Origin of the sequence: Bradyrhizobium sp. NBAIM14, from assembly GCF_020193895.1 — a bacterium.
In the GTDB taxonomy this organism is placed as follows: Bacteria; Pseudomonadota; Alphaproteobacteria; order Rhizobiales; family Xanthobacteraceae; genus Bradyrhizobium; species Bradyrhizobium yuanmingense.
The window spans coordinates 1-21,881 of sequence record NZ_JADYVQ010000006.1; the positions used below are offsets into that span (position 1 = coordinate 1).

The following is a 21,881-nucleotide window of genomic DNA, read 5'->3' on the forward strand; positions in this document are numbered from 1 at the left end:
CCGCAAGTCCCGCCCCCCCGTACATCGCGTAGGTGGTGGGTACGAGGTCCTGGAAATTATAGCGGCTTGCGCCATACGTATAAACGCCTTGGACGTTGATTGTGTCACCCGGACCGGTCGGGAGATTCTTGATTGACAAGGCCAGTTGACCCGCCCAGCCCCACTTGTCGCCGGGATGACCGGTCGTCTCGTCGGCGCCGTAGTAAGCGGCATGATTGTCATGCATCGCGACTGACGCCTGGAAGAGGCCCCAAGCCTGATCGACTCGAAGCATAGCGACAAGGTCAGGAGAGCTTGCACCGGCAATGTCGCTCGCGCCGTACGCGCCTGTCGCAAGACCAGCCACTGTCGCGCCGCTGATGTTCCAGATGTTGGTCGTGTAGTATTGGACCTGATCCTGCGCCGAGAATGATGCCGTGATACCCTGGCCGAAGTCAGCGGTGTACGTAAACTGATTCACACCCGTAACCGCACCGCCGCCGCCCGGCAGACCGTCAAAGTTGTTCGCGGGGTAATTGATCCAGGGCGTTGAGAACTGGGAGATGGTTTTGCCTATCGTGAACCCTGCGAACTGGATGAAGGCCAGATAGACACCAACCGATCCACCAGCGACGCCAGTTCCGCCGTAAACCGTCGAGCCGTTAACACCGCTGGTCCCAACACCGGTATAGCCGCCCGACCCCCAGTCGAACACACCATCGAAGAAGGTGCGGAGCATACCGTATTGTGTTGCGGTGCGCGTATCGATCGTCAGATCTTCACGGGCATTGGTGGAATAGGAGTTGCGCAGGCGATTGCCCGCTCCAGGCGCACCATTCACCGCGCCCTGCGTGTAGATCGAGTTGGTGTTGAAGGCCGCATCAACGCGCAGATAACCTCCGAGCTTGATGCATGTGTCGGTGCCGGGGATATAATAGAACCCGGCGCCATAGAGAGAGCAGACCTTCACGTATTCAATCGGCCCTGCCTTGGCCGGCAGGTCGGCCGCCTGTGCACCACCCATCAAGCTGAGCGCAGCGGCCGAACCGCAGAGCATTCGGTTAAACGTCTTCATAAAAGCCCTCCAACATCTTCTGCGGCCCTTATGGGCGGTTGCCGAAGAATGATCCCAAGTTCACGACTGTTGCTTCTCGTTTCGCGCACCTCGACGTCTTCGCCACGCGCGAATGGATCGATTTGCTTGACGTGCGACCGAGGGGCCGCTCCGTCACGGGATGGACATTATATAAGCTACTTATATATGCAACTGATATAAGTTAGCGAAGTGTCGATTCGGGAAAGAGTCGTGGTATTCGAGCAACACACCACCGCACCCGCATTGTTGCTGCGTGTTGCAAACCGGGTTAGGTAAGTTGGCGAAATAATGAAGAGGAGGTCTCGGATCATGTCCCGAGATACGACCCGGCAGCAGCCCTCGCTGAGCGCGAAAGGTCACAGGACAAGCAAACAAACCGCTCCGTCGGACCGAATCATAGGAGAAGTCGGTTGGGACATTGCGGCCATCAATGTGCATCTGGAGGACATTCGGCGGACCTGGGCAAAGGCACTTGGCGTCAGCGGCCCCCAATGGCTGATCCTAATGGCGATTGCCGATCTGGATCAGGGTGCAGGCGTGTCCGTCGGAGATGTTTCGGCGAAGATCAACGTCCGCTCCCCGTTCGTGACCGCAGAGACCAAAATGCTGGAAAAGGGGGGCTTCGTATCTCGCACTGCCTCTCCGGCGGATGGCAGGGTCGTTTTGATGTCGCTGACCGAAAAGGCTCGTAAGGCAATTACGAGCCTTGCAGCCAAGCGCAGAAAACTGGATGAGACGATTTTTGCAGATCTTGGGCACGAAAGGCTGCAAGATTTCAGAGAAGTGCTTTCGACCATCAAGCGCAGAATGGAGAAAGTGGCCCTTCAGCTCGAGCTGGATGCAAGCAAGCCGGACGTGTGAGTGGCTATATTACAGGAGCCATTCGGCTCCGAAGGATTTATGAGCAGATTGTGCGCACCGGACGCCGAGCGCGAGAGCGATTGATCCCAATTGAATTCGCGCCCTAGGCCCTCGACGCCGTGCGGGTATCATTGAGCGCCAGCGGCCGAGCGTTCTTTACGCAATTCTTTCGCGTTGGAATGCTAGGCGCCTGGTCGTTTCGGTCGATGCGCAGTTTGTCTCTGAGCCAATCGAAGATAAACTGCCGCCCAATGCTCGGATTGTCGAGTTGCCGGTGCGATGAACCGGTCTCCTCGCCCTTGAAGATCTTGAGATCCATGGGTACGCCGGCGGCGCGGCAGTGCTCATGCAAGGCAGTGATATCCTCCAGGCTGACATAGTCGTGCTCTCCCACAACGACCAAGGATGGACATTTGATCTGACGGGCAAGCTTACAGAACGGGGATAGTTTTATATCTGGACCGAAGAGGCTGGCGGTGACATATCTGTGCTCGAGATCATCCCAAAATCCGCCGTCGCAAACGGCAGCAGCCCACCTCGTTTCGGTTGCCGCCACGCGTGTGGCAAGGGCCCCTCCAAGACCATCGCCTATCAAGGCGATTCGCCTCTGATCGACGTCATCGCGGCTGAGTAGATAATCCAACCAGCGACGTAGAGCCACGCATTGATAATGGTGGACCGGTCGATCCTGGAAGCGCTCGATCTCTCGCGGCAGGTCGGTAACGAGCAATGACAGGCCGTTTGCAATGGCATGAGACTGAAATCTCACCAATAGGTCTTCTTTGGTATCTCTTTCCTCGCCGATAGCCACGACCACCGGGGATTTGCGCGGCGCGGCCGATGAACGAATGAGATAACCTTGGAGCAAATTGGTACCGAAGCGGATCTCGAGCACCTCTCCACGCGGAGACAGCACTTCCAGGAAGGCCTCGGCACATGAGTTGGCAATGCGAGACAGTTCGGGAATTCTCGGATCGCTGCGAACAAGAAAGGCGGAAGCTGTGCGATAATAGTTCAAGGCGCGCAGCCATTCGTTCCTTGCCGTCGTAAAGTGGCCTTCTGCGCTTGAGAGGCGCGCGCGCCTTGCGATCCGGTCGGCCAGGGCACGCCACTCCTCGAGCCAGCTCTCGTCGTCGCCGACAACGATCTTGCCGGCAATCATGAGGCACTCGGACACGAAGCTTGCGCCCTCTTGAGCATCTCCCAGCAGGCGTCTCAGCTGGGTGCTCTCGACCTCATGATCCGGCCAGTGGGTCCAGCCGTCAGCGTCATATCTGGGCGAGCGGTGGACATTTTTCGCCTGTTCTCGCATCATCCTGCCCTCCCTATTAAGCCGCGTAGAACGCCTCTGTTCTTTGCGGTCGATCACCTTTTTTTCGTCCAAGCGCCGAATTGACACGTGGCGATATGTCGTATGGTGCGGCGCGCGCATGCAATGCTATTTGAACTCATGCTCGAACCCGAAAACGCGACGATTAGGCCGGCTGGTCACATTGAACCGCCATCGGCTCGTCCTGCGGAACGTGTGACCATTTCGTGTTCGCCTATGCCCAGCGGAGTCTAGGCGACGACAACGCACGCGCTCACGGCAGAGAGCCAGACGCTATTCACAGCTCACCGAGTTCTCCTGTCTTCGCCCCGAACGCTGATCGGTGGCCCTTGGCTGCCTTGCTGAGCTGGCGCCGGTCTCATTCGCAAAAGGTCGCCACAAGATCGCACTCAGAAGCCGACATCGCTCGTCCCTTTCAACTTCAGCATGACACGAGCCTCGTCCGGGGTTGCTGCCTCTAATCCGAGTCCTTTCAGGATCGAGCGGGCTAGCCTCACTTGCTCGGCGCTGGAGGTGGCGAGCTTGCCAGGCCCCGCCCAAAGGCTGTCCTCGAGTCCCACGCGGATATTGCCGCCCATTGCCGCAGCCATGGCGCCTATGCGCATCTGCGCGGCGCCCGCGCCGAGTACCGACCAGACATAGTCGTCGCCGAACAGCCGCTCGGCCGTGCGGCGCATGGTGACGATGTCCTCATGATGCGCCCCGATCCCGCCGAGCAAACCGAAGACGGACTGGATGAAGAACGGCGGCCGCACCACTCCGCGGTCGACAAAGTGCTTAAGATTATAGAGGTGGCCGACATCGTAGCATTCGAATTCAAATCGCGTGCCACTGGGCGCGCACAATGCGAGGACCTGCTCGATCTCGGCAAAGGTGTTACGGAAAACGAGGTCGCGTGAAGACTCCAGGTGCTCGCGTTCCCACTGATGGGTGAACTCGTGATAACGCTCGAGCATCGGAAACAGGCCGAAATTGAAGGAGCCCATGTTGAGCGAGGCCAGCTCAGGCCGGAAATGCCGGGCGGGCTCCACGCGTTCGGCGACCGTCATGAATGGGCTGCCGCCGGTCGTGATGTTGATCACGGCCCCCGATCTGCGGCTCAACTCCGGGAGAATCTTCGCAAATCCTTCGACCGATTGGTCCGGCTGACCAGTTTTCGGGTTGCGTGCATGCACATGCAGAATCGCAGCTCCCGCTTCCGCAGCCCGCACGCCCTCTTCGATGATCTCCTCCGGTGTCACCGGCAGGTGCGCGGACATTGAGGGCGTGTGGATCGCGCCGGTTAAGGCGCAAGTGAGAATGACCTTGCCAGGCCTGGCCATGTGAAACCTCAAGAGCTAATCGGTAGTGGGTAAGCGGCGGCGGCCGCGGAATTTTCGGCTTTTATGGCAGGACAGCCGGATCAGGAGTGCCCATCGCGCTTGCGCACGATGGATCTCCTCGCCTGCCAATTGATGACGAGGCAGCTTTTCGCGAGGTCAGCTGGCGAACCGCGGCTCCGGTATGCCCCGGACGCCAAGCCCCTTGATTGCAAATAGGGCCCCGCGCTGCTGTCCGTCATCGGGAAATCGCGGCAAGGGCGGCTTCGCCATGGAGGTCACATAGAGAATGTCGAGGTTGGGACCACCGAACATCACGCTCGTGACCTTGCGCACCGGCATCTGAATAACGCGCTCAACGCTGCCGTCGGGCGCGTAGCGTACGAGCTTTCCATCATAAACAAGCGCTTGCCAAAGAAATCCTTCTGCATCGACCGTAGCGCCATCGGCAGCACCGCCGTTTGAGCGATCTACTGGCGCGAAACGGCGCCGCTTGGTCGCAGCGCCGGTCTCGATGTCATAGTCGTAGGCCCAGATTTCTCCAGTCCAGGTGTCGGCGAAATAGAAGGTCTGGTCGTCCGGGCTCCAGCACGGGCCATTGGACACGATGATCTTCTCGTCCAGGACGTGCAGCGAGAGATCGGGATCGAGCCGGTAGAGACGGCCAGAGGCCTGATCCTCCAGTGTATCCATGGAACCGAACACGAAACGCCCGCGGCGATCGACTTTGCCGTCATTCAATCGATTGCGCGGCAAATGTGCCTCGGGGGCCGCGATCAGCTTCAGCTCCCCGCTCTCCAGATCGAGATCATGCAGGCCCGATTGCAGCGCGACGAGCGCATGCGTACCGTCGCGACGAAGCGCCATCGAGCCGATTTTCGCTCCAACATCCCAGGCGCGAAGCTCGCGTCCATCTGCGGTCGCACGAAAAACGCGACCATCGATGCTGTCTATCCAGTACAGACGCTGCTGCTCGGTGTCCCAAAGCGGGCCTTCGCCAAGCGTCGTCTTCAGATCCGCCACGATCTCGATCTGCAAAGTCACCCCCCCCATTCTCACGTTTCACAGGTATTCCACATTCCCGTCAACGCTGATCGCCTGGCCAGTCACATTGCGTGCACCTGGCGAGCAGAGGAATAAGGCCATGGCCGCAACGTCCTCAGCCGTCACCATGCGACGCAGCGAGATCTTCTTGAGGTATTCCTGGCGCATCGCCTCGTAGCTGGTATGGAGCTGCTCGGCGCGCGCGCGGATTACGCCCTCCATGCGCGGGCCCTCGACGATACCGGGCAAAAGCGCATTGACGCGGATGTCGTCAGGACCGAGTTCGGCAGCAAGCGATTTGACGAGCCCAACAATAGCCCATTTCGTTGCCGCGTACGGGGTACGCCAGGCATAACCGAGGCGGCCGGCAACGGAGGCCATGCAGAGGATTTGTCCATAGCGAGATTGGCGAAGCATCGGGACCGCATGACGGGCGAAGCGGTACTGTGCATTGAGATTGATATCGATCGTTTGCTGCCAATCGAACTCTGCAATGGCATCGATTCCGCCCGTCGGTCCGGCAATGCCTGCATTGTTGATGAGCACGTCGAGCCCACCCCAACGCGCAGCCTGCGCGCGAAAGACGGCCGCGACCGCACCGCGGTCCGATACGTCGGCCTTTGTGGCAAGGACCTGCGGATGTTGATTGCAGAAGCTTGCAAGCGCATCGTCGTTGACGTCGCAGATATGCACATACGCACCAGCCTCAACGAAGGCACCCGCAAGTGCGGCGCCAATGCCGGATGCGCCCGCCGAGATCAGGACGCGCAGCTCGGGATGAGGCACAAGACGCTGCAGCACGCTCATGCCGGTGCACCTCCCCGGCCGCGTCTCGGAACGGCCACGGAGCGCCCAATGCCCGCATTGTCGAGAAAGCGGGACAGACAATTGGCGGCCTGCATGATGTCGTCTGTCACAGCGGCACGAGCGGCGGGCGCATCGCGGCTCAACAGCGCATCGAGGATCTGGCGGTGCGCGTCCATAGAACGCTGCAGGTGGGCAGCGTCGGGAGCAACGAGCACGAAGCACGGACCAATGAGCAGCCAAAAATGCTCGACGGCGCCGAGAATCGCCGGTGCCTGTGCAATTTGGTAGATCCGCCGATGAAAGGCGAAGTTGGTCCAGAGATAAGCGGGTCCATTGACTGCATCAGCGGCGCTCTGCAGCCGGCCGTAGAGTTGCGCCACCTCGGCATCGTCGACACGCGTCATACGCGAAGCCGCGCGCTCGGCCAGCAGCCCCTCGAGCGCCACGCGCGCATCGCGCACATCCCGCAGCTGCGCCTCGGACAGGCTCCCAACGCTCAGTCGCGCCGAATCGCGGAATTCGAAGGCGCCCTCGGCTTGCAGGCGGCGGAGCGCCTCCCGTACCGACGTCGGGCTTGAGCCCAGCGCCTCGGCAAGGCCCCGGATTGTCAACTTCTGACCCGGCGCAAAGCGTCCGGCCATCAGACCATCTCTCAAATGCCGGTAAACCTGATCCGCCATCGAGTCCCGGACGAGGGACGGCAACGGCAGCAGGGCAATGAGGTTGCGCGATTCCAAGTTCCCTCTCCTATATGAGATATGTGATCACATTATGAAAAACCCGTCAAGCTTCGTCGGCGGGATTCCCGAATCGCGCGTTGAGGCAATTGCCGCCCGGCTGGCGGCGGCAGAATGCCTCGCAGAGGAGGCAAGAGGATTGAGCTTTTCACGCACCGAGGAGTTCGTTCGATGACAGCTGAAGGATGCCGACTGCGTAGAGCCCATCCACGAAGGCCCGATACTGCGGTCGCGCCGCAACGATGGCGGCAACGAGTCTCCTCCCTGAAGCGATCTCGCCGGCGCGGATCAGCAGCACGCCCTTCCAGAAGGTTGGCTCTGGATCAAAGCCGATCAATCCCTGGGCGTTCGTGAGCATGCGCAGCGCCTCTGCAAGCTGCGGACCTGTCGCTGCCGTCTCGCCCGAGAGCAGCCCGGGTGTGAAGACAGATGCGCCGAAGATCGTGTGGGCCTGAGAGAGCTTGGTGAGCCTGCGCAATTCGGCAAGCGGCTCCGGATGGTCGTCAACTCGCACATCGATGAGCCGGTTAGCCCAGGGCGCTGGAGCGATTTCGGCGGACACAACGAGGAGCGCGGCCGACATCCGGCCGCGGGCGTCACCTCCAGCGGCTTCAGCTGCATCCATCGCCGCGAGCATGCGGTCGAGAAGTGGGCCGGCAGTATCCTCGTAAGCTGCCAGCATGGCGGGAACCACGGCGTCGCTGGCCAGCATGTTTCCCAGCACCACAACGTTGCTGGCCTCGAGCTGAGCGCGGTGGGGAACGCAGCGATCGCCAGTGAACATGGCTTTGCCGCCAGCGGCATCGAGAAAGGCGACTTGGCGCAGCTCTCGGTCCTCGTCCTTCGCAAGCAGGCTCGTGAGCGCCATCGGCGCCGACACGCCGGAGGCCATGAGATCCAGCCCGTTCGGCCCGTAAGCTGGATCAACGAACGATTGGGTCGCAACAACACCAACGCCGGCTCGCGCAAACGGCACAACGCGCCCGAGGGCGAAATAATGCGATTGGCTCGCAACACCCAACTCACCCGTAACCGAATCCCGGGCGACAATCGAGTACGTCATCATCAAGACTCCACACGCTCGAGGTGCGCCTTGATCGCCGCGATCAAAGCCAGCGGATCCTCCAGCATCGGCAAATGACCGATACCTGGCAGGAGAACGTGCGGAGCATGCAGCGAGGCTGCCATTTCTGCGCCGGCTGCGGGAGGGCAAGTCAGGTCGAACTCCCCGGTCAGAACCGTCACAGGGCAATTGACGCTGGCCACATGGGCGCGGATATCGGCCGCGCAGGCGGCTCTCCACACGCGACGGATGTCGTCCTTTCCGTTTGGATTGCGCAGCGCAATGGTCTTGGCCACCACTTCGGCAGACGCGTGTGGACCCAGCGCATATTTCGGCAAGATAAGCTCAAACATTTCGGTGACGGTGTGATACTCGAGGGTGGCTAGAACAGCCGCATTGTCAGAATCTCGCGAGTAGAGCTGACTGCCTACCGCAACAACCGAGAGGACCCGTTTGGGCTCTGCAGCGGCGAGATAGACCGAAATTGCTCCACCAAGCGAACCGCCGATGGCGTGGAAGCGATCGATGCCTGCCCGGTCCACGGCATCGATGCAGTCCTGCGCCCACCGCGCAAGGTCGTACTGTTCGGCCGGCGGCGAGTCACCGAATCCACGCATGTCGGGGACAATCGTAAATCGGTCGGCGAATGCCGGAACAATTTCGGCCCACGCCGCGCCCTTGAGATTGATAGGATGCACGAACAGGATTGGCGGCCTGCTCGCGTCGGTCTCGCCATGGTAAGAAACGGCGATCGGACCGACCGGTCGCTTGATAGTGAGCCGCCTCATGAGTCCTCCACGGTCACGACGTTCCGAACGGCCGAAGGGACGCTCGATTGCGTGTGCTCTCCCTTTCCAGTGAGGCTCGCGCACTACGGTCCATCCGCTTCTCGGCGGTCACATCGGGCGGCAAGTTCAGCTGGAAAATCTTCTTTGGACGTTCTTCGCCCCGGCGGGATCAGCCTGTCCGCCGGATGTAGGCGGCGCGGCCAGCCCGGCGGGGCGCTCGCTTTGATTACAGCTTTTGGTCGTCCGTAACCGAGAAGCTCTTGCCGAAGCCTGGCGGCAGATAACCCACGCCGCGGCTGGCGTAGCTATCGCCGAACGGCTGCCGGATCTTGTCTTTGGGCGCCATCTCCGAGCAGTGGAAGTGCCAGATCTTCCACTCCGGCTTTCCCTCTCCGTCGTTGCGCACGTAAATTTCGGTGCTGCGCAGGTACTGGTCCGGTTTGTCGGCTTCCTCGAAATTGCCTTCGCAAAGCAGGTAGGCCATGTCGCCATGGAGATCCAGACGCCAGATGTGCATGACCGCAGGCTTCGATCGCGGCCTGTCCTTGAACGACTCCCAAAAAGCGGTCAGTTCCTCCCGCCCAAAGTACGGATCGCCGCTAAGGTTGAAATTCAAGAACGCGGTGCCACTCGGGAAGCAGGTTCGCATCAAGGGGATATCCCACTTGTGATTGGCAACCCACCAGTCGCGGTGCACTTTCAAAATGGCTGCTCGGTCCTCATTTAAAGTCGGCATGAATGCTCCTGATTGGTGTGATCGTTAAATTGGCCGCCGGGAAAATCCCCCTCAGATTGGCGACCTCATCGGCCTTCGGGTCAAAGACCGAGGCAGATTCTTGTGCTTACGCCTCGGCCACTAGCAGTCGCTCTGGACAGCAGTTCTGAGCGGTTCAGCTGAGCGCGCGCCAGAAACGCGAAATTTCGAGCGCTGAAGCAGGGCGTTGCCGCTGCTCGTCGTGATCCACTGACGCGGACGGCGCCAAGAATGCACTTGGATGGCCTGCAACGCTGAGCCAACTCATAGGCCGCGGAATAGTTGATCCAATGACTCTTGCGGCACAGCGCATTGCGCGCCCACAACAAGCTTGAGCTGAGAGCAACACGAAGAGATGGCGCGAAGCGCCGGCCGATCGAAGCTGGATGCGCGATCAATGCCCGGCGAAGCGTGCGCTGGCGCGATAATGCGGCTCACTTTAGGGTCCCTCCGTTCTCGATATGTGATCACAAATCAAATTCAGCGTCAAGCATTCCCGGCCGACGCCTTTCGGCATCGTCTCAGGCTCGCGCGGGACGCGCTCCCATTACGTCATTTCAAGCGCGCGGGACCGAGGGATGTTTCGCACCTCGCGATGGTCGTCCAGTCCCGTAACAATCGGAGTGAGCGCCGGAGGGTTCAGCGACGCGAGATAACGATCGTCAGCAACTTCGCCATAGAGCGTCGTACGTTGGCGCGGCAGGCGTGCCATGGCCCGGATGAGCTCTTCCATTTGTTTTGGAGCCATCTCGTGGCCATGCTGAGCACCGGCTGAACGCGAGATCGTTTCGTCCATCAGCGTGCCGCCGAGATCGTTCACACCAGCCTCAAGGCAGGCGCGAATGCCTTGTTCGCCGAGTTTCACCCAAGAGGTTTGGATGTTGGAGATTTTCGTGTGGAAGACGAGCCGCCCGATGGCATGCATGAGAACGACTTCGCGGAAGGTCGGCCCATTGCGCGAGCGCCCTTTCAAGTAGATCGGGGCCTCCATGTGCACGAACGGCAATGGGACAAATTCAGTGAAGCCGCCGGTCTCGGTCTGAAGATCCCGGATGCGCAACAGATGCTTTGCCCAATGCTCGTAACGGTCGACATGACCGAACATGATCGTTGCGGTGCTGCGCAATCCGGCTCTATGGGCCGCTGCCATGACCTGCAGCCATTGCGCGGTGTTGATCTTGTCGGGACACAGAATCGCGCGGACCTCGTCGTCCAGGATTTCTGCGGCGGTCCCGGGCAATGTACCAAGACCGGCGTCCTTCAACTCGCGCAGAAACTCATCGACCGAAACTCCGAGCGTCTTGGCCCCCTGAAACACCTCCAAGGGCGAGAAAGCATGGATATGCATTTCGGGCGTGAACTGCTTTACGGTCCGACAAATCTCAAGATACTTTGCGCCGGTGTAGGCGGGATGGATGCCGCCCTGCATGCAGACTTCGGTCGCGCCACGCTCCCAGGCTTCGCGCGCGCGCCGCCCGATCTCATCCATGGAAATATCGTACGGCCGCCCGCGCAAGTTCTCGGCGAGCTTTCCTTTCGAGAACGCGCAGAACTGGCACCTGAAGTAGCAGATATTAGTGTAGTTTATGTTGCGGTTGACGACATAACTAACGCAATCCCCATTGACGGAGCGGCGCAGCTCGTCAGCAGCGCGGCACACGGCCGTGAAATCGCACTCCTCGGCTTCGAACAGCGACACGATCTCTGCCTCGTCGAGTCGTGCCCCAGAATGAGCCTTTGCGACGATTCTCCGAAAGCTGCCGGTTAGGACGGCGGGCGAGCTGGCATCTTCACGCAGCATCGCGAGGTCCCCGGCAGGCGGCTCGCACCTCGCTCCAGGGCACCATTCGTCTCGGCGCGGCCAGCCATGTCCGTCGACAAGACCGAGCAGGTTCTTCTGCAGCGACATGTCAGTCCAGCGAGCATATTGACGCGCATAGGGCGGATAAACTGCGAGGCGTTCGACGAGCGTCTTGCCGCATTGAACGGTGGCCTCGGAGAGACGTGCCAGATGCGGCCATGGCGCCTCCGGATTGACATGGTCCGGTGTAACCGGGGATACGCCGCCCCAGTCATTGATGCCAGCGGCCAGAATCTTGTCCAGTACGCCCGGGCTGAGATTGGGGGGAGCCTGGATGTTCATGTCGGGCCGGAACAGCAATCGCGCGAGCGCAATGGTCCACAGATGCTCTTCCATTGTTGGGGCCGCCGCGCCCCTCATGCGGGTATCCGGCTTCGGCTTGAAGTTCTGGATAATGACTTCCTGAATGTGCCCGTAGCTTTCGTCTAAATTGCGCAATGCAAGCAATGAGGAGATGCGCTCAAGCGGCGTCTCGCCGATACCGATGAGCAATCCGCTCGTGAATGGGACCGAGAGCTGGCCTGCCAGTTCAATTGTCCGCAACCGACTTCCAGGCTCCTTGTCAGGTGAGCCGAAATGTGGCCCCCCGGCCTCGCACAGTCGTGCCGAGGCGCTCTCGAGCATGATCCCTTGCGAGATGGAGACCTTGCGCAAAGCTGCGATATCGTCGGCCTCCATCAAGCCTGGATTGAGGTGCGGCAACAAGCCAGTCTCGCAGAAAACCACGCGCGCGGCTTCCTGGAGGTAGGCGAGCGTCGATGCAAAGCCCATCTCGTGCAGCTCTCGCTCGGCCTGGCGGTAGCGCAGCTCAGGCTTGTCGCCCAGCGTAAACAGCGCCTCCTTGCAGCCGGCCTCACGACCGGCACGCGCGATCGCCAGCACCTCATCGATGGTGAGGTAGGCACGCTGCCCTTTTTGGGGCGGATGGGCGAATGTGCAGTAGTGGCAGACATCCCGGCATAACTGGGTCAGCGGAATGAAGACTTTTCGCGAGTAGGAGATCTTTCTGCCGTGAGCCTCATCCCGCTTTGATGCCGCCATCCGCATGAGATCGGGAAGGGACACGTCGCTGACGAGAGACATGGCCTCGGAAGCGGAAATGTCACTTCGCCTCAAGGATTCCAGAAGCATCCGATCCACCATTCTCAGAACTCCTCACGCTCCGCGAAAAACGTCGGAGCTCTCTGCATTTTGGGCAACCAACCCCGAGCTCACTTCGGCCGCCGCATCGACGCTTGCGCGCCCCGTCCGTCCGTTCCCATCCCCAGCCGCCTTTGGCCGAGATTAATCGAACGCAAATAGCGATCGGTGGCTGTGGACGTGTTCAGGTCAAGAAAATCAAAGACATCGGCGGGAGCATCGAGATCAAGCCCAATCCTTGCATTGCGGCACACGATAGGCTGAATGCCGAGCCTATCGGCTGCGGCGATGTGGCGGGCGAAGCTATCGGGGCCGAAACACGGCTGCAAGGCTCGCGCTACGGTGAATGCAACCGCGTTGGTGCCGCCATCGCGCGGCGCCGGCACGATCACGGCGTTGCCTTGCGCGGCTTGGAGGAGCGTCGAAACGTCCTCGCTCAAGATAGCCGGCACATCGCTCGGCAGAACAAGGATGAGTTCGTCCCCACGATTTTCGACCGCGGCGAGCCCGGCTGCCACTGCCGCATTGGTTCCGTCCGCACCGCCGTCACCAATCACGACAGTCCCCAGACGAGCCGCCTCTTGAGCGACATCCTCAGCATTTGTTACCACAGCGATATGATTTAGTTTTATCACGCCACATGCCGCGCTCAGAACATCGCACAGCATAGACCGGGCCAACAGGGCGCGCTCGGATGCCGTCAGCAATGGGGAGAGCCGCTGCTTCGCGCACGAGAACGATTTTGCCGGGATGACTACCCATGCATCACGTGTCGTCATGATGCGCCTCCCTTTGAAGGGGCCCTGCCCCGCCGCTCGTGCGTTGCGCGAAGGTTTTCGCCGAAGGCAAGCGCATGCTCTGCGAGCATGAACTTCGACTGCATGTCTGTCATGAGCGTAGGCGCCGGGTGTACATCGACCCCCAGGTCGCCTGCCCCTGCCGCATCGGCAATATCTATGATCAGGCCATCGAGCAGCCCCGCATAATGCCTGGAAATCTCTGCATTTGACGGCTCAAGGCCGAGTTCGTCCATGATCTTGCGCGTCGGTCCTTTGATTGCCTGACCGCCGATAATCGGGGAAATGGCCACAACGGGAACGCTGGTCGCGCGCAGTTTTTCAGCCATCCCTGGAACAGCCAGGATTGGATCGATGCTGAGATAAGGATTGGAAGGACATAGGATGATGAGGCGGAGATCCTCGGCATCGAATGACGCAAGCACCTCCTCGCTCAGGCGAGCGTTTTGCGCCCCGCTGAACCGGATCTGCTTGACAACCGGTTCGCAGCGACGCTCGACGAAATAGCGCTGGAATTCGAGCTCGCCTTCCGTGGTGTCGAGGATGGTCGAAAGTCTGTCATTGGTGACGGGCAGCACAGCTGAAGCGATCCCGAGCCGTCGTGCAATGTCGCTGGCAATCGCTGTGAGACTTTCTCCCCTTAAGCGGCGGCGGGTCCGCTCGATATGCATCGCCATATCGCGATCCCCGAGCAAGAACCAGGTCTCGCCGCCGATCTGCTTCAAGGCCTCCATGAAGTTCCAGGTCTCATCGGATCGGCCCCAGCCGCGCTCGGGATCGCTGAGACCGGCGAGCGTATAAAGGACTGTATCGAGGTCCGGCGAGATATGGAGTCCGAGATGCTCGAAATCGTCGGCCACATTGATGACCACGGTCAATCGTTCTCCGAGAACGTGCTGTAATCCAACAGCGAGCTTTGCTCCTCCGACGCCCCCGCAGAGCGCCACAACACGCCCTTTTCCCGGCAAATGTGACCGCCCGTTCATCTGAACATATCCCGTTCTTTCGCACGCACGAGCGCGGACGCCGAATTGATAGGCGCACGAGAGGAGAATCCACGAACATGGATTACTGGTTGGCCTTCGGCCGCCTGTCCCATCAAGAGCGAGGCGGCGGCCGCCAGCTCATCCGCGACCGCGATCTCTGTTACCTGCATGGGCCGGCCGAACAGATCGGGCTTGCCGATCATGCTCTGAAGGGCAGGAATTCCAGCACTTCCAAGCGCCACACCTACGACGCCGTTGCGCCATGGACGGCCGAAGCTATCGTTTATGATGACGCCGACATCGACCCCGAATTGTCGATCGAGGCCGCGCTTGAGGTGCCGGCAACTGTCATCCGGATCTTCAGGCAGCAACAACACGCGATGGCCGCGATCCTGCTCGATATTGGATTCATCTATGCCGGCGTTCGCCATCACGAAGCCGAGGCGGTGAACAACGATGATCACATTCTGTCTTGCGCGAAGGACCTCGGTGGATTCTGAGAGTACCACCTCGATGTGCCGGGGATCTTTGCCGACCGTTTTTGCAAGCTCCACAGCGCGGTCGGAAGGCCTCACATCATCGAGATAGACGTACCTGTTTTCCGCCTTCGACACGATCTTTTGTGCGACGACAAAAATATCGCCAGATGCCACGGCGATCTCTCCGGTCTTCGCGCCATCCGCGATGACACCAACCAGATCGTCGCCAGGCCCCACCAGAGGGATCCCGGGAAGGGCGCTGTATGTGATGCTCCTCGTCATCGCGACTTTTTCCTCCTTCGCCGCTGCCCACACGTCTTGTTGTTTCTGGCGCGGGGCATCTCTCCTCGAATACGATCTCTACGCGCCGTACCCGAAATCAGTTCTGTATCCTATCTGCTTCTCCCTTAAGCAGACCCTGGCACACCTCCTGGATAAGTCTTCGACGTTCGCATCCTTCAAGCGTGCTGACGCGCGTTTCCGTGCTATCTCTTGCCCTTATTCCGAACTCCGCTTCGCAACGGAGAGGCTAGCCATGAAGCGCCGCCGGAGAAATTGACCGCTTTATGACAGTGCGCATTGCGAAACTCGATTGCAGTCTTGCCACCCCCGGCAGGCGTGACAGGTGCTGCTTATGAATGCGTTCGTAGTCCTCCATGTCGCGCGCCAGTACCGAAAGCCGATAATCGTCCGTACCGGACATCAGATGGCAGGCGATCACGTCGGGGCATTTCTGAATTTCGGCTTCGAAAGCCCTGAGCGCGCCCTCGCTTTGGCGGTCAAGCGTGATGTGGACGATCACGGTGAGGGGAAAGCCAAGCGAGTTTGCATCGATCTCGGCCGAGTAGCCTTTGATGATCCCGGCTTTCTCCATTTGCAGCACGCGCCTTGCGCAAGACGTTGCCGAGAGGCCGACCCGTTCGGCCAACGCCAGCTGGCTTATGCGGGCATCCCGAATGAGTTCGCTTAGGATTTTGCGGTCTAGAGGATCGAGGGCTGTGAGCATCGTTGCGAACGCCCGTGTGGTTTTCCATTCAGGTCAGGCCGGAAATCGTGATGCCGGCACCCTTCACCTTGTATTTGCGGTTGATCGCGATCAGGACGGAGGTGAGGGCCTCGGCTGCAGCGGAGTTCGCGAGCGCACCGCCATCGATCCCGCGATTGCTCACCGCATCCGCCAGCAACATCACCTCCTTGCGGGCCTCAGGATCATCGCTGAACACCAGAACGTCGCAGTCCGCCTTTCCTCCGGCATGGAGCTTCTGTGAGCCGACATTGTGAAACGCTCCGACCACCCGCGAACTCGGATCAAGCTGCGATTGGGCGATCAGCGCAGCCGACCCGGCGCTCGGGAGTTGAACAACAGAGACCTTCGGCGGCACGAGCGGCACGACCGCGGTGACAACAATCTTGCCCTTGGCCGCGTCCTTGATCTCGGCCAGGCTTGTCTCATAACTGGAGAATGGCACCGCAACGACAACAATATCGCTCTTCGCCGCGGCGGCAGCGTTGGCCTCGCCAGTCACATTGGCGAACCCGTCGGATTTTAAGAGCGCGACTGCATCCTGAGCGCGCTCAATCGAGCGCGATCCAAGAATGACGGAATATCCGGCGCGACTCCAGCTGCGGGCAAGGCCGGATCCGAGATCTCCAGTGCCGCCGACGATCGACAAAGTCGGAAGGGGCGCGTTCGACATTTGGCTTACACTCCTTTGCTTGCGGCATGACGCCTTGACAGTGAAACTCTGCTTCGCTCGAGCGTGCTTGACCGTATTCACACCAGGCCGAACACTCAATAGATCAGTCGCACCGCTCCTTCACGTGAACGAATTAGTTCAAAGACGGCTCGATCGCGGGTCAACACTTCTGGGTCCGTCGCCGAACAAAGAAGTTCATACTAGCCGCCTTCAAGATAGGGAAAGAAATTGAGCTCGGCTCCGTCTTTGACTTCAGCTGACAACGGCACGACCATGTCACCAATCGAGGCCAGCCAGACATCATGCTCGGCGCTCAACGAGCCGATCACGTTGAGAATCGTCGCTCCCTCGGGGAGGTCAAGCTGAATGGATCCAACCCCGCCGGGCAAGAACCGACGGAGATTTCCATGCATATTGACCTCGACGCGGATCATGAGTGCGGGGCTCGCATTGTGGCGGCAATCTTTTCAGCGGTCATCGGCAGCGAGTTCGGCCAGCAGCCAGTCGCCGCCGCGATCGCATTGCCGATTGCAGCCGGTGGTTCGATGCATGGTGGCTCTCCAACGCCCTTGGCACCGTAAGGACCGGCAGCGGATCGGCATTCGACGATAATGCTCTCGATCTCCGGGACATCCATCGCCGTCGGCATCTTGTAATCTGTCAGGTTCGCATTCATGACGCGACCGTCCTGATAGACGATCTCTTCCGACAGGGCCTGGCCTATACCTTGCGCCACGCCACCCTCGATCTGTCCCTCAATATAGGTCGGATTGATCGCATATCCGACGTCCTGGGCCACGACATAGCGATTGATCGTCACTTTGCCCGTGGCTTGATCGACCGAAAGGTCGACGGCGTGGGCATGGTAGCTCGGCGTATTCCAGACCGGGAGCGGATGGTTCTTGACGCGTGTCGGATCGTAGGCTGGTGCCGGTGAAATGGCTGTGCCATGCGCAATGAGCCCGCCACCGGCAAGACGCGAGATGCGTGCCAGCTCCGCAATCGAAATCGACTTGTTGCCGACGACCACGTGCTTGTCCTGCAGCTTCATATCCTCAATCGGTGCTTCCAGCTGCTTGGCCGCGAGTTCGAACATCTGACGCCGCAGCTCTTTAGCTGCCGCAACGCACGCATTGCCCACAGAAAAGGTCGTACGGCTGCCTTGAGCGCCGTAGTCGAACGGCGCGGCCTGAGTGTCCACCCCGGTGACGTTGATGTCCGTCAAGTCCAGAGACAGCTCCTCGGCGAGCACTTGAGCGGCTCCCGTGATCGCGCCGGTGCCGATTTCAACGGCGCCGCTGACGAGCGTCGCACTCCCATCGGGATTGATCTTGACATAGACACCAGACGAGCCACCCGTCGTCATCCACCAGCTGCAGGCGATGCCCTTGCCCCGTCCTGGCTCGGGATTACGATCTTGCCAGCCGATCGCATCGGCTGCCTTGCGCAGACATTCCTCGATGCTCACAGAGGTGTGCGTCTCGCCCGAAGGGCCTGGATCCCCCTCCTTGACGATGTTGCGCAGGCGCATTTCGAGAGGATCCAGGCCGAGATCCTTTGCGATCATGTCGATCTGGCTTTCCATCGCGAAATTCGCCATCGGTCCCGCCGGAGCACGGAAGGAGCCAGAATGGACCTTGTTCGTGTAGACAGCGATGCTTTCGAACGCGAGCGCTCCTGTCTTGTACGGACCTGCCATGACCTGAAGTGCGATAGCAGCCGTGCCTGGACCTGAGCCGGCATAAGCGCCACAATCCACGATGACCCGACCGCTTCGGGCAAGAAGATGCCCATCCTTGTCAACGGCAGTTTTGAGCAGAACCACGGAAGCCTGACGCGGAAGCGCGGCTATAAGCTCCTCTTCGCTCGTCGACATCACTTTGACCGGGCGGGCAGTCTTGCGCGCCAGGAGAGCTGCGAAGTGCTCGACACCGATCCTCAGCTTGCCACCGAAGCCACCACCAATTCCCGGCACGGTGACGCGCACCCGCGCGGCCGGCAAATCGAGGATTTCGGCCAATGTCGTTTGCGTGTCGAACGGCAATTGGGTGTTGCACCAGACCGTCACTATCCCGTTCGCATCCCAATCCGCGGTCGCAACGCGCGGCTCGGTGTATCCTGGATGCTGAAGCGAGGTCGTGAACCGATGCTCATAGACCTTATGAGCCTTTGCGAAGGCTCCTTCGACATCGCCGACGTGAATACGGGCGTGACCTGCGATGTTGTCCTTGCGCGAAATGATCGGGAGCGCCTTGTAGGTTTCCCAATCAGGATGGATGCGGATATCGCTTGTGAGCGCCTCTTCCGGATCGTACAGTGCCGGTAGATCCTGATATTCAACCTTGATGGCTTCAATCGCGCGCTCGGCGATCTCGCATGACGTGGCAGCGACCGCGGCGATCGCATGTCCCATGAACAGGACGCGATCGGTTGCAAATACGGTCGTGTCGCGCACCGCCGTTCCATAGCGGACCTGCGGGATGTCAGCGGCGGTGATGATGCCACGCACGCCTGCGATCGCAGCCGCGCGCGAGATGTCGATGTTCTTGATCAGAGCGTGCGCGCGAGCACTGCGCAGGATCTTGCCGTAGAGCATACCGGGCAGCTTGAAATCCGCAGCGTAAACGTGCTTTCCGGTAACCTTGCCGACGCCATCCCGCCGGGGCAGGCGGTGACCGGCAACGCGATGGGTTTGAGCGTTCATTGCTTGGCTCCCGAAAGTGCGATGCGCTCTGCCGCGGTTTCCACGGCATCGATGATCTTGCGATAGCCGGTACAGCGGCAAAGGGTACCTGCGATAGCTTCCCTGATCTCGTCGCGCGAGGGGCGGCAGCCCGGATTTTCGTCCAGGAATGACTTTGCCGTCAGGATCATGCCCGGGATGCAGTAGCCGCACTGAACGGCGCCGCATTCGATGAATGCTTCCTGAAGGGGATGCAGATGCTCGGGATCGCCGATCCCCTCGATCGTGGTGATCGAGCATCCCTCAGCTTGCCCCGCGAGCAGGATGCAGGAATTGACGGCCCTTCCATCGAGCAGCACCGTGCAGACCCCGCACTCTGCTTCCAGGCAGTTCTCCTTGGTGCCCATCATGCCGATCCCGTTGCGCAGGACCTGTAGCAGCGTCCAATGAGGCTCAATGAGCAGCTGATGGCTCTCGCCATTGACAACGATATTGAGAATTTTCCGGTTCATTGATCCTGTTCCCGAATTCGTTGCAAACATGTCCCGAGCGCGCGCTCGACCATGACCGCGACAAGACCGCGGCGGTAGCCGGCCGACGCGCGAACATCAGAAATGGGACTGGAAGCCTCTGCCGCGATCCTGCCCGCCTCCACAAAGCTTTCCTTTCCGGCAGATCTGCCGATGAGATAACTCTCCGCCTGTTCGGGCCGGAACGCCTTTGGGCTTGCGGCTCCGATTGCCAGGCGCACTGAAGCGCAACGCGAGGTGGAGGCATCCAGCGTCAAGCAAGCTGCAACACAAACCACCGATATCTCCATGGCCCGCCGGCGCCCTTCTTTCAGGAAGGCGGTTGCGGATCCGGCCGGAAGCTTGGCAAATCGGATGCTGGTCACGATCTCGGCGGGCAAGAGATCAGTCTTTCCCGGGCCGACGATGAAGTCGCGCAAGGGGACGGAGCGCCGTCCATTGGGACCTGTCATGTCGAGGCTTGCATCGAGCGCGAGCAGTGGCGGCACAAAGTCGGCGGCAGGAGAAGCATTGACGATGTTGCCGCCGATGGTTGCGATGTTTCGTACTTGATGGCCACCGACGACGCTGGCAGCTTCGACCAACGCTCGCAGATTACCCCGAAACGCAGAATGCGTTTCGATCGTGCGGTACCTCGTTAACGCGCCAAGGGTGAATGCTTCGGTAGTCTCGGTGATTTCGCTCATTCCGGCCAGGCAGGCGACATCGATCAGATGTACGGGATCGATCTTCTTCCGATTGATCTGGATAACCGTATCGGTCCCGCCGGCGACATAGCGCGCGGTCGGCGCAAAGCGTTGAGCAAGGTCGATAGCTTCAGTGACCGTGGCCGGCCGATGGAGATCAAAGCTCATGGCTTGCTCCCTTCCAGCGCCTGGGCGGCAGGCCACACCTCGGAGCCCATCTTGGCGATCGTATCCTCGATCGTACCTCCTTCGGGAGCGAAGGGCATGATGATAATCCCGTCGACGCCGGCCTGGCGCAGTTCGATCACACGCGCGGTCACCTCCTCCACATTGCCGGCCAAAGTGAAGGCGTTGATATGGCGATCGGTCACGTATGGCAGCAGAGGAAGGTAAGGCGTCACCCCGGCGGCGTAATGGGCGCCCTGGACAGAGGCGAGCACGTCCTCCGGCAAGGTCAGCCCCTGCTCTTCGGCTGTTTCAAACTTGAGACGCCCTGCCCCGAGCAGTCTTGCAACCGTCGGCCGAAGCGCGTCACGGGCGGCCTGACCGTCTGAGGCAACACAGGCATTGAGCCGAACGATCAGCCTGACGGATTTGGGATCGCGGCCCGCCTTCCTGGCCCCATCGTCCAGTCTCGCGCGGAAGGCCTTGATTTCCGGAGCATTGCCGCCGGCCTCCATGAACGCGGCATCGGCGCAAGCGCCTGCCGTCCGTTGGCCGAGCGGACCATTGCTGGCCACATAGATTGGGATATCGGCGCGAACAGGGGTGAAATTCAGCTTGCCCTCCTTGAACCGAATGACCTCTCCCTCGTAGGTGACGGTCTCGCCGCGCAGGAGCATCCGAATGACCTCGATCGCTTCGCTGATAGCGCGCGCCGGCTTCTTCCGATCGATGCCAAGCTCAGCAAAACCGGAAATACCGGCGCCGAGGCCGAGAATTGCGCGCTTGTTGGAAATCTCGTCGAGCGTCGCAATCGCCATGGCCGTCAGCGCCGGATGTCTGGCGTAGGGATCTGTCACGCAAGGTCCGAGCCTGACCCGAGACGTATTTTGTGCAAAATATCCAAGACACGAATAGACCTCCCGATAGAACCGTTCATCGGCAAGCCAGACCGTGTCGTATCCGCTCGCTTCGGCGAGCTTCACGCGATCAAGCATCTTGGCCATTGGCGCGTTGCCGAGAATCAGCAGGTCGAGGGTCATCTTGTTGGTGTCCTGTTTGCGCTTACGTTCTTGGACTAG

21 protein-coding genes are annotated in these 21,881 nt (G+C 60.2%); 1 reads left to right on the plus strand and 20 read right to left on the minus strand.

All coding sequences use genetic code 11. The features are described 5' to 3' along the window. Positions 1–1,054: porin (locus I6F28_RS16680; protein ID WP_225140368.1), on the minus strand; the 1,054-nt coding region annotated here is incomplete at its 3' end. A 330-nt stretch (positions 1,055–1,384) separates the two neighbouring features. Here I6F28_RS16680 and I6F28_RS16685 point away from each other — a divergent pair. After that, positions 1,385–1,936 (plus strand): MarR family winged helix-turn-helix transcriptional regulator, encoded by a 552-nt coding sequence (locus I6F28_RS16685; protein ID WP_225131295.1) that lies wholly within the window; start codon positions 1,385–1,387, stop codon positions 1,934–1,936. A gap of 103 nt (positions 1,937–2,039) precedes the next feature. Here the strand turns inward: I6F28_RS16685 and I6F28_RS16690 are convergent, their stop codons facing one another. From I6F28_RS16690 to I6F28_RS16780, 19 genes are all read right to left on the minus strand, one after another. Further along, positions 2,040–3,251, minus strand: coding sequence for an alpha/beta hydrolase family protein (locus I6F28_RS16690; protein WP_225131297.1), 1,212 nt, complete (start codon positions 3,249–3,251; stop codon positions 2,040–2,042). 404 nt (positions 3,252–3,655) lie between these two features. Beyond that, positions 3,656–4,588 carry a 3,5-dioxohexanoate:acetyl-CoA acetone transferase gene (gene kce, locus I6F28_RS16695; protein ID WP_225131299.1) on the minus strand — a complete coding sequence of 311 codons (933 nt, stop codon included), beginning with the start codon at positions 4,586–4,588 and terminating at the stop codon, positions 3,656–3,658. A 156-nt stretch (positions 4,589–4,744) separates the two neighbouring features. Beyond that, positions 4,745–5,623 carry an SMP-30/gluconolactonase/LRE family protein gene (locus I6F28_RS16700; RefSeq protein WP_225140369.1) on the minus strand — a complete coding sequence of 293 codons (879 nt, stop codon included), beginning with the start codon at positions 5,621–5,623 and terminating at the stop codon, positions 4,745–4,747. Positions 5,624–5,647: 24 nt separating this feature from the next. Next, positions 5,648–6,436 carry an SDR family oxidoreductase gene (locus I6F28_RS16705; RefSeq protein ID WP_225131302.1) on the minus strand — a complete coding sequence of 263 codons (789 nt, stop codon included), beginning with the start codon at positions 6,434–6,436 and terminating at the stop codon, positions 5,648–5,650. Then, a complete protein-coding gene (locus I6F28_RS16710; protein ID WP_225131304.1) occupies positions 6,433–7,173 on the minus strand; it encodes a GntR family transcriptional regulator in 741 nt (246 codons plus the stop codon). Before I6F28_RS16710 ends, I6F28_RS16705 begins: the two co-directional genes overlap by 4 nt. A gap of 148 nt (positions 7,174–7,321) precedes the next feature. Next, a complete protein-coding gene (locus I6F28_RS16715) occupies positions 7,322–8,239 on the minus strand; it encodes a DUF1028 domain-containing protein (RefSeq protein ID WP_225131306.1) in 918 nt (305 codons plus the stop codon). Then, entirely contained in the window at positions 8,239–9,024 is a 786-nt protein-coding gene (locus I6F28_RS16720) for an alpha/beta fold hydrolase (RefSeq protein ID WP_225131308.1), read from the minus strand. Before I6F28_RS16720 ends, I6F28_RS16715 begins: the two co-directional genes overlap by 1 nt. A 226-nt stretch (positions 9,025–9,250) precedes the next feature. Next, on the minus strand, positions 9,251–9,760 hold the full coding sequence (locus I6F28_RS16725; RefSeq protein ID WP_225131310.1) for a YybH family protein: 510 nt from the start codon (positions 9,758–9,760) through the stop codon (positions 9,251–9,253). 565 nt (positions 9,761–10,325) lie between these two features. Then, positions 10,326–12,782 carry a 5-amino-6-(D-ribitylamino)uracil--L-tyrosine 4-hydroxyphenyl transferase CofH gene (gene cofH, locus I6F28_RS16730; protein ID WP_225140370.1) on the minus strand — a complete coding sequence of 819 codons (2,457 nt, stop codon included), beginning with the start codon at positions 12,780–12,782 and terminating at the stop codon, positions 10,326–10,328. 68 nt (positions 12,783–12,850) lie between these two features. Beyond that, on the minus strand, positions 12,851–13,558 hold the full coding sequence (cofC, locus tag I6F28_RS16735; protein ID WP_225131314.1) for a 2-phospho-L-lactate guanylyltransferase: 708 nt from the start codon (positions 13,556–13,558) through the stop codon (positions 12,851–12,853). Beyond that, entirely contained in the window at positions 13,555–14,562 is a 1,008-nt protein-coding gene (gene cofD / locus I6F28_RS16740) for a 2-phospho-L-lactate transferase (RefSeq protein ID WP_225140371.1), read from the minus strand. The genes cofC and cofD overlap by 4 nt, the downstream gene beginning before the upstream one ends. Further along, on the minus strand, positions 14,559–15,323 hold the full coding sequence (gene cofE, locus I6F28_RS16745) for a coenzyme F420-0:L-glutamate ligase (protein WP_225131318.1): 765 nt from the start codon (positions 15,321–15,323) through the stop codon (positions 14,559–14,561). Before cofE ends, cofD begins: the two co-directional genes overlap by 4 nt. A gap of 247 nt (positions 15,324–15,570) precedes the next feature. After that, entirely contained in the window at positions 15,571–16,047 is a 477-nt protein-coding gene (locus I6F28_RS16750) for an Lrp/AsnC family transcriptional regulator (protein WP_225131321.1), read from the minus strand. 28 nt (positions 16,048–16,075) lie between these two features. Continuing rightward, positions 16,076–16,738 carry an NADPH-dependent F420 reductase gene (gene npdG, locus I6F28_RS16755; protein WP_225131330.1) on the minus strand — a complete coding sequence of 221 codons (663 nt, stop codon included), beginning with the start codon at positions 16,736–16,738 and terminating at the stop codon, positions 16,076–16,078. A 200-nt stretch (positions 16,739–16,938) separates the two neighbouring features. Then, complete coding sequence (locus I6F28_RS16760) at positions 16,939–17,172, minus strand: MoaD/ThiS family protein (RefSeq protein ID WP_225131332.1); 234 nt, start codon at positions 17,170–17,172, stop codon at positions 16,939–16,941. Next, the gene (locus tag I6F28_RS16765; RefSeq protein WP_225131334.1) at positions 17,169–19,442 is read right to left on the minus strand and encodes a xanthine dehydrogenase family protein molybdopterin-binding subunit; all 2,274 of its coding nucleotides are present in this window, start codon (positions 19,440–19,442) and stop codon (positions 17,169–17,171) included. The genes I6F28_RS16760 and I6F28_RS16765 overlap by 4 nt, the downstream gene beginning before the upstream one ends. Then, positions 19,439–19,933 (minus strand): (2Fe-2S)-binding protein, encoded by a 495-nt coding sequence (locus tag I6F28_RS16770; protein ID WP_225131379.1) that lies wholly within the window; start codon positions 19,931–19,933, stop codon positions 19,439–19,441. Before I6F28_RS16770 ends, I6F28_RS16765 begins: the two co-directional genes overlap by 4 nt. Beyond that, positions 19,930–20,805: an FAD binding domain-containing protein gene (locus I6F28_RS16775; protein ID WP_225131336.1), complete on the minus strand. Its 876-nt coding sequence runs from the start codon at positions 20,803–20,805 to the stop codon at positions 19,930–19,932. The genes I6F28_RS16770 and I6F28_RS16775 overlap by 4 nt, the downstream gene beginning before the upstream one ends. Beyond that, positions 20,802–21,842, minus strand: a complete 1,041-nt coding sequence (locus I6F28_RS16780) for an LLM class flavin-dependent oxidoreductase (protein ID WP_225131338.1) — start codon at positions 21,840–21,842, stop codon at positions 20,802–20,804. Before I6F28_RS16780 ends, I6F28_RS16775 begins: the two co-directional genes overlap by 4 nt. Positions 21,843–21,881: the final 39 nt, after the last annotated feature.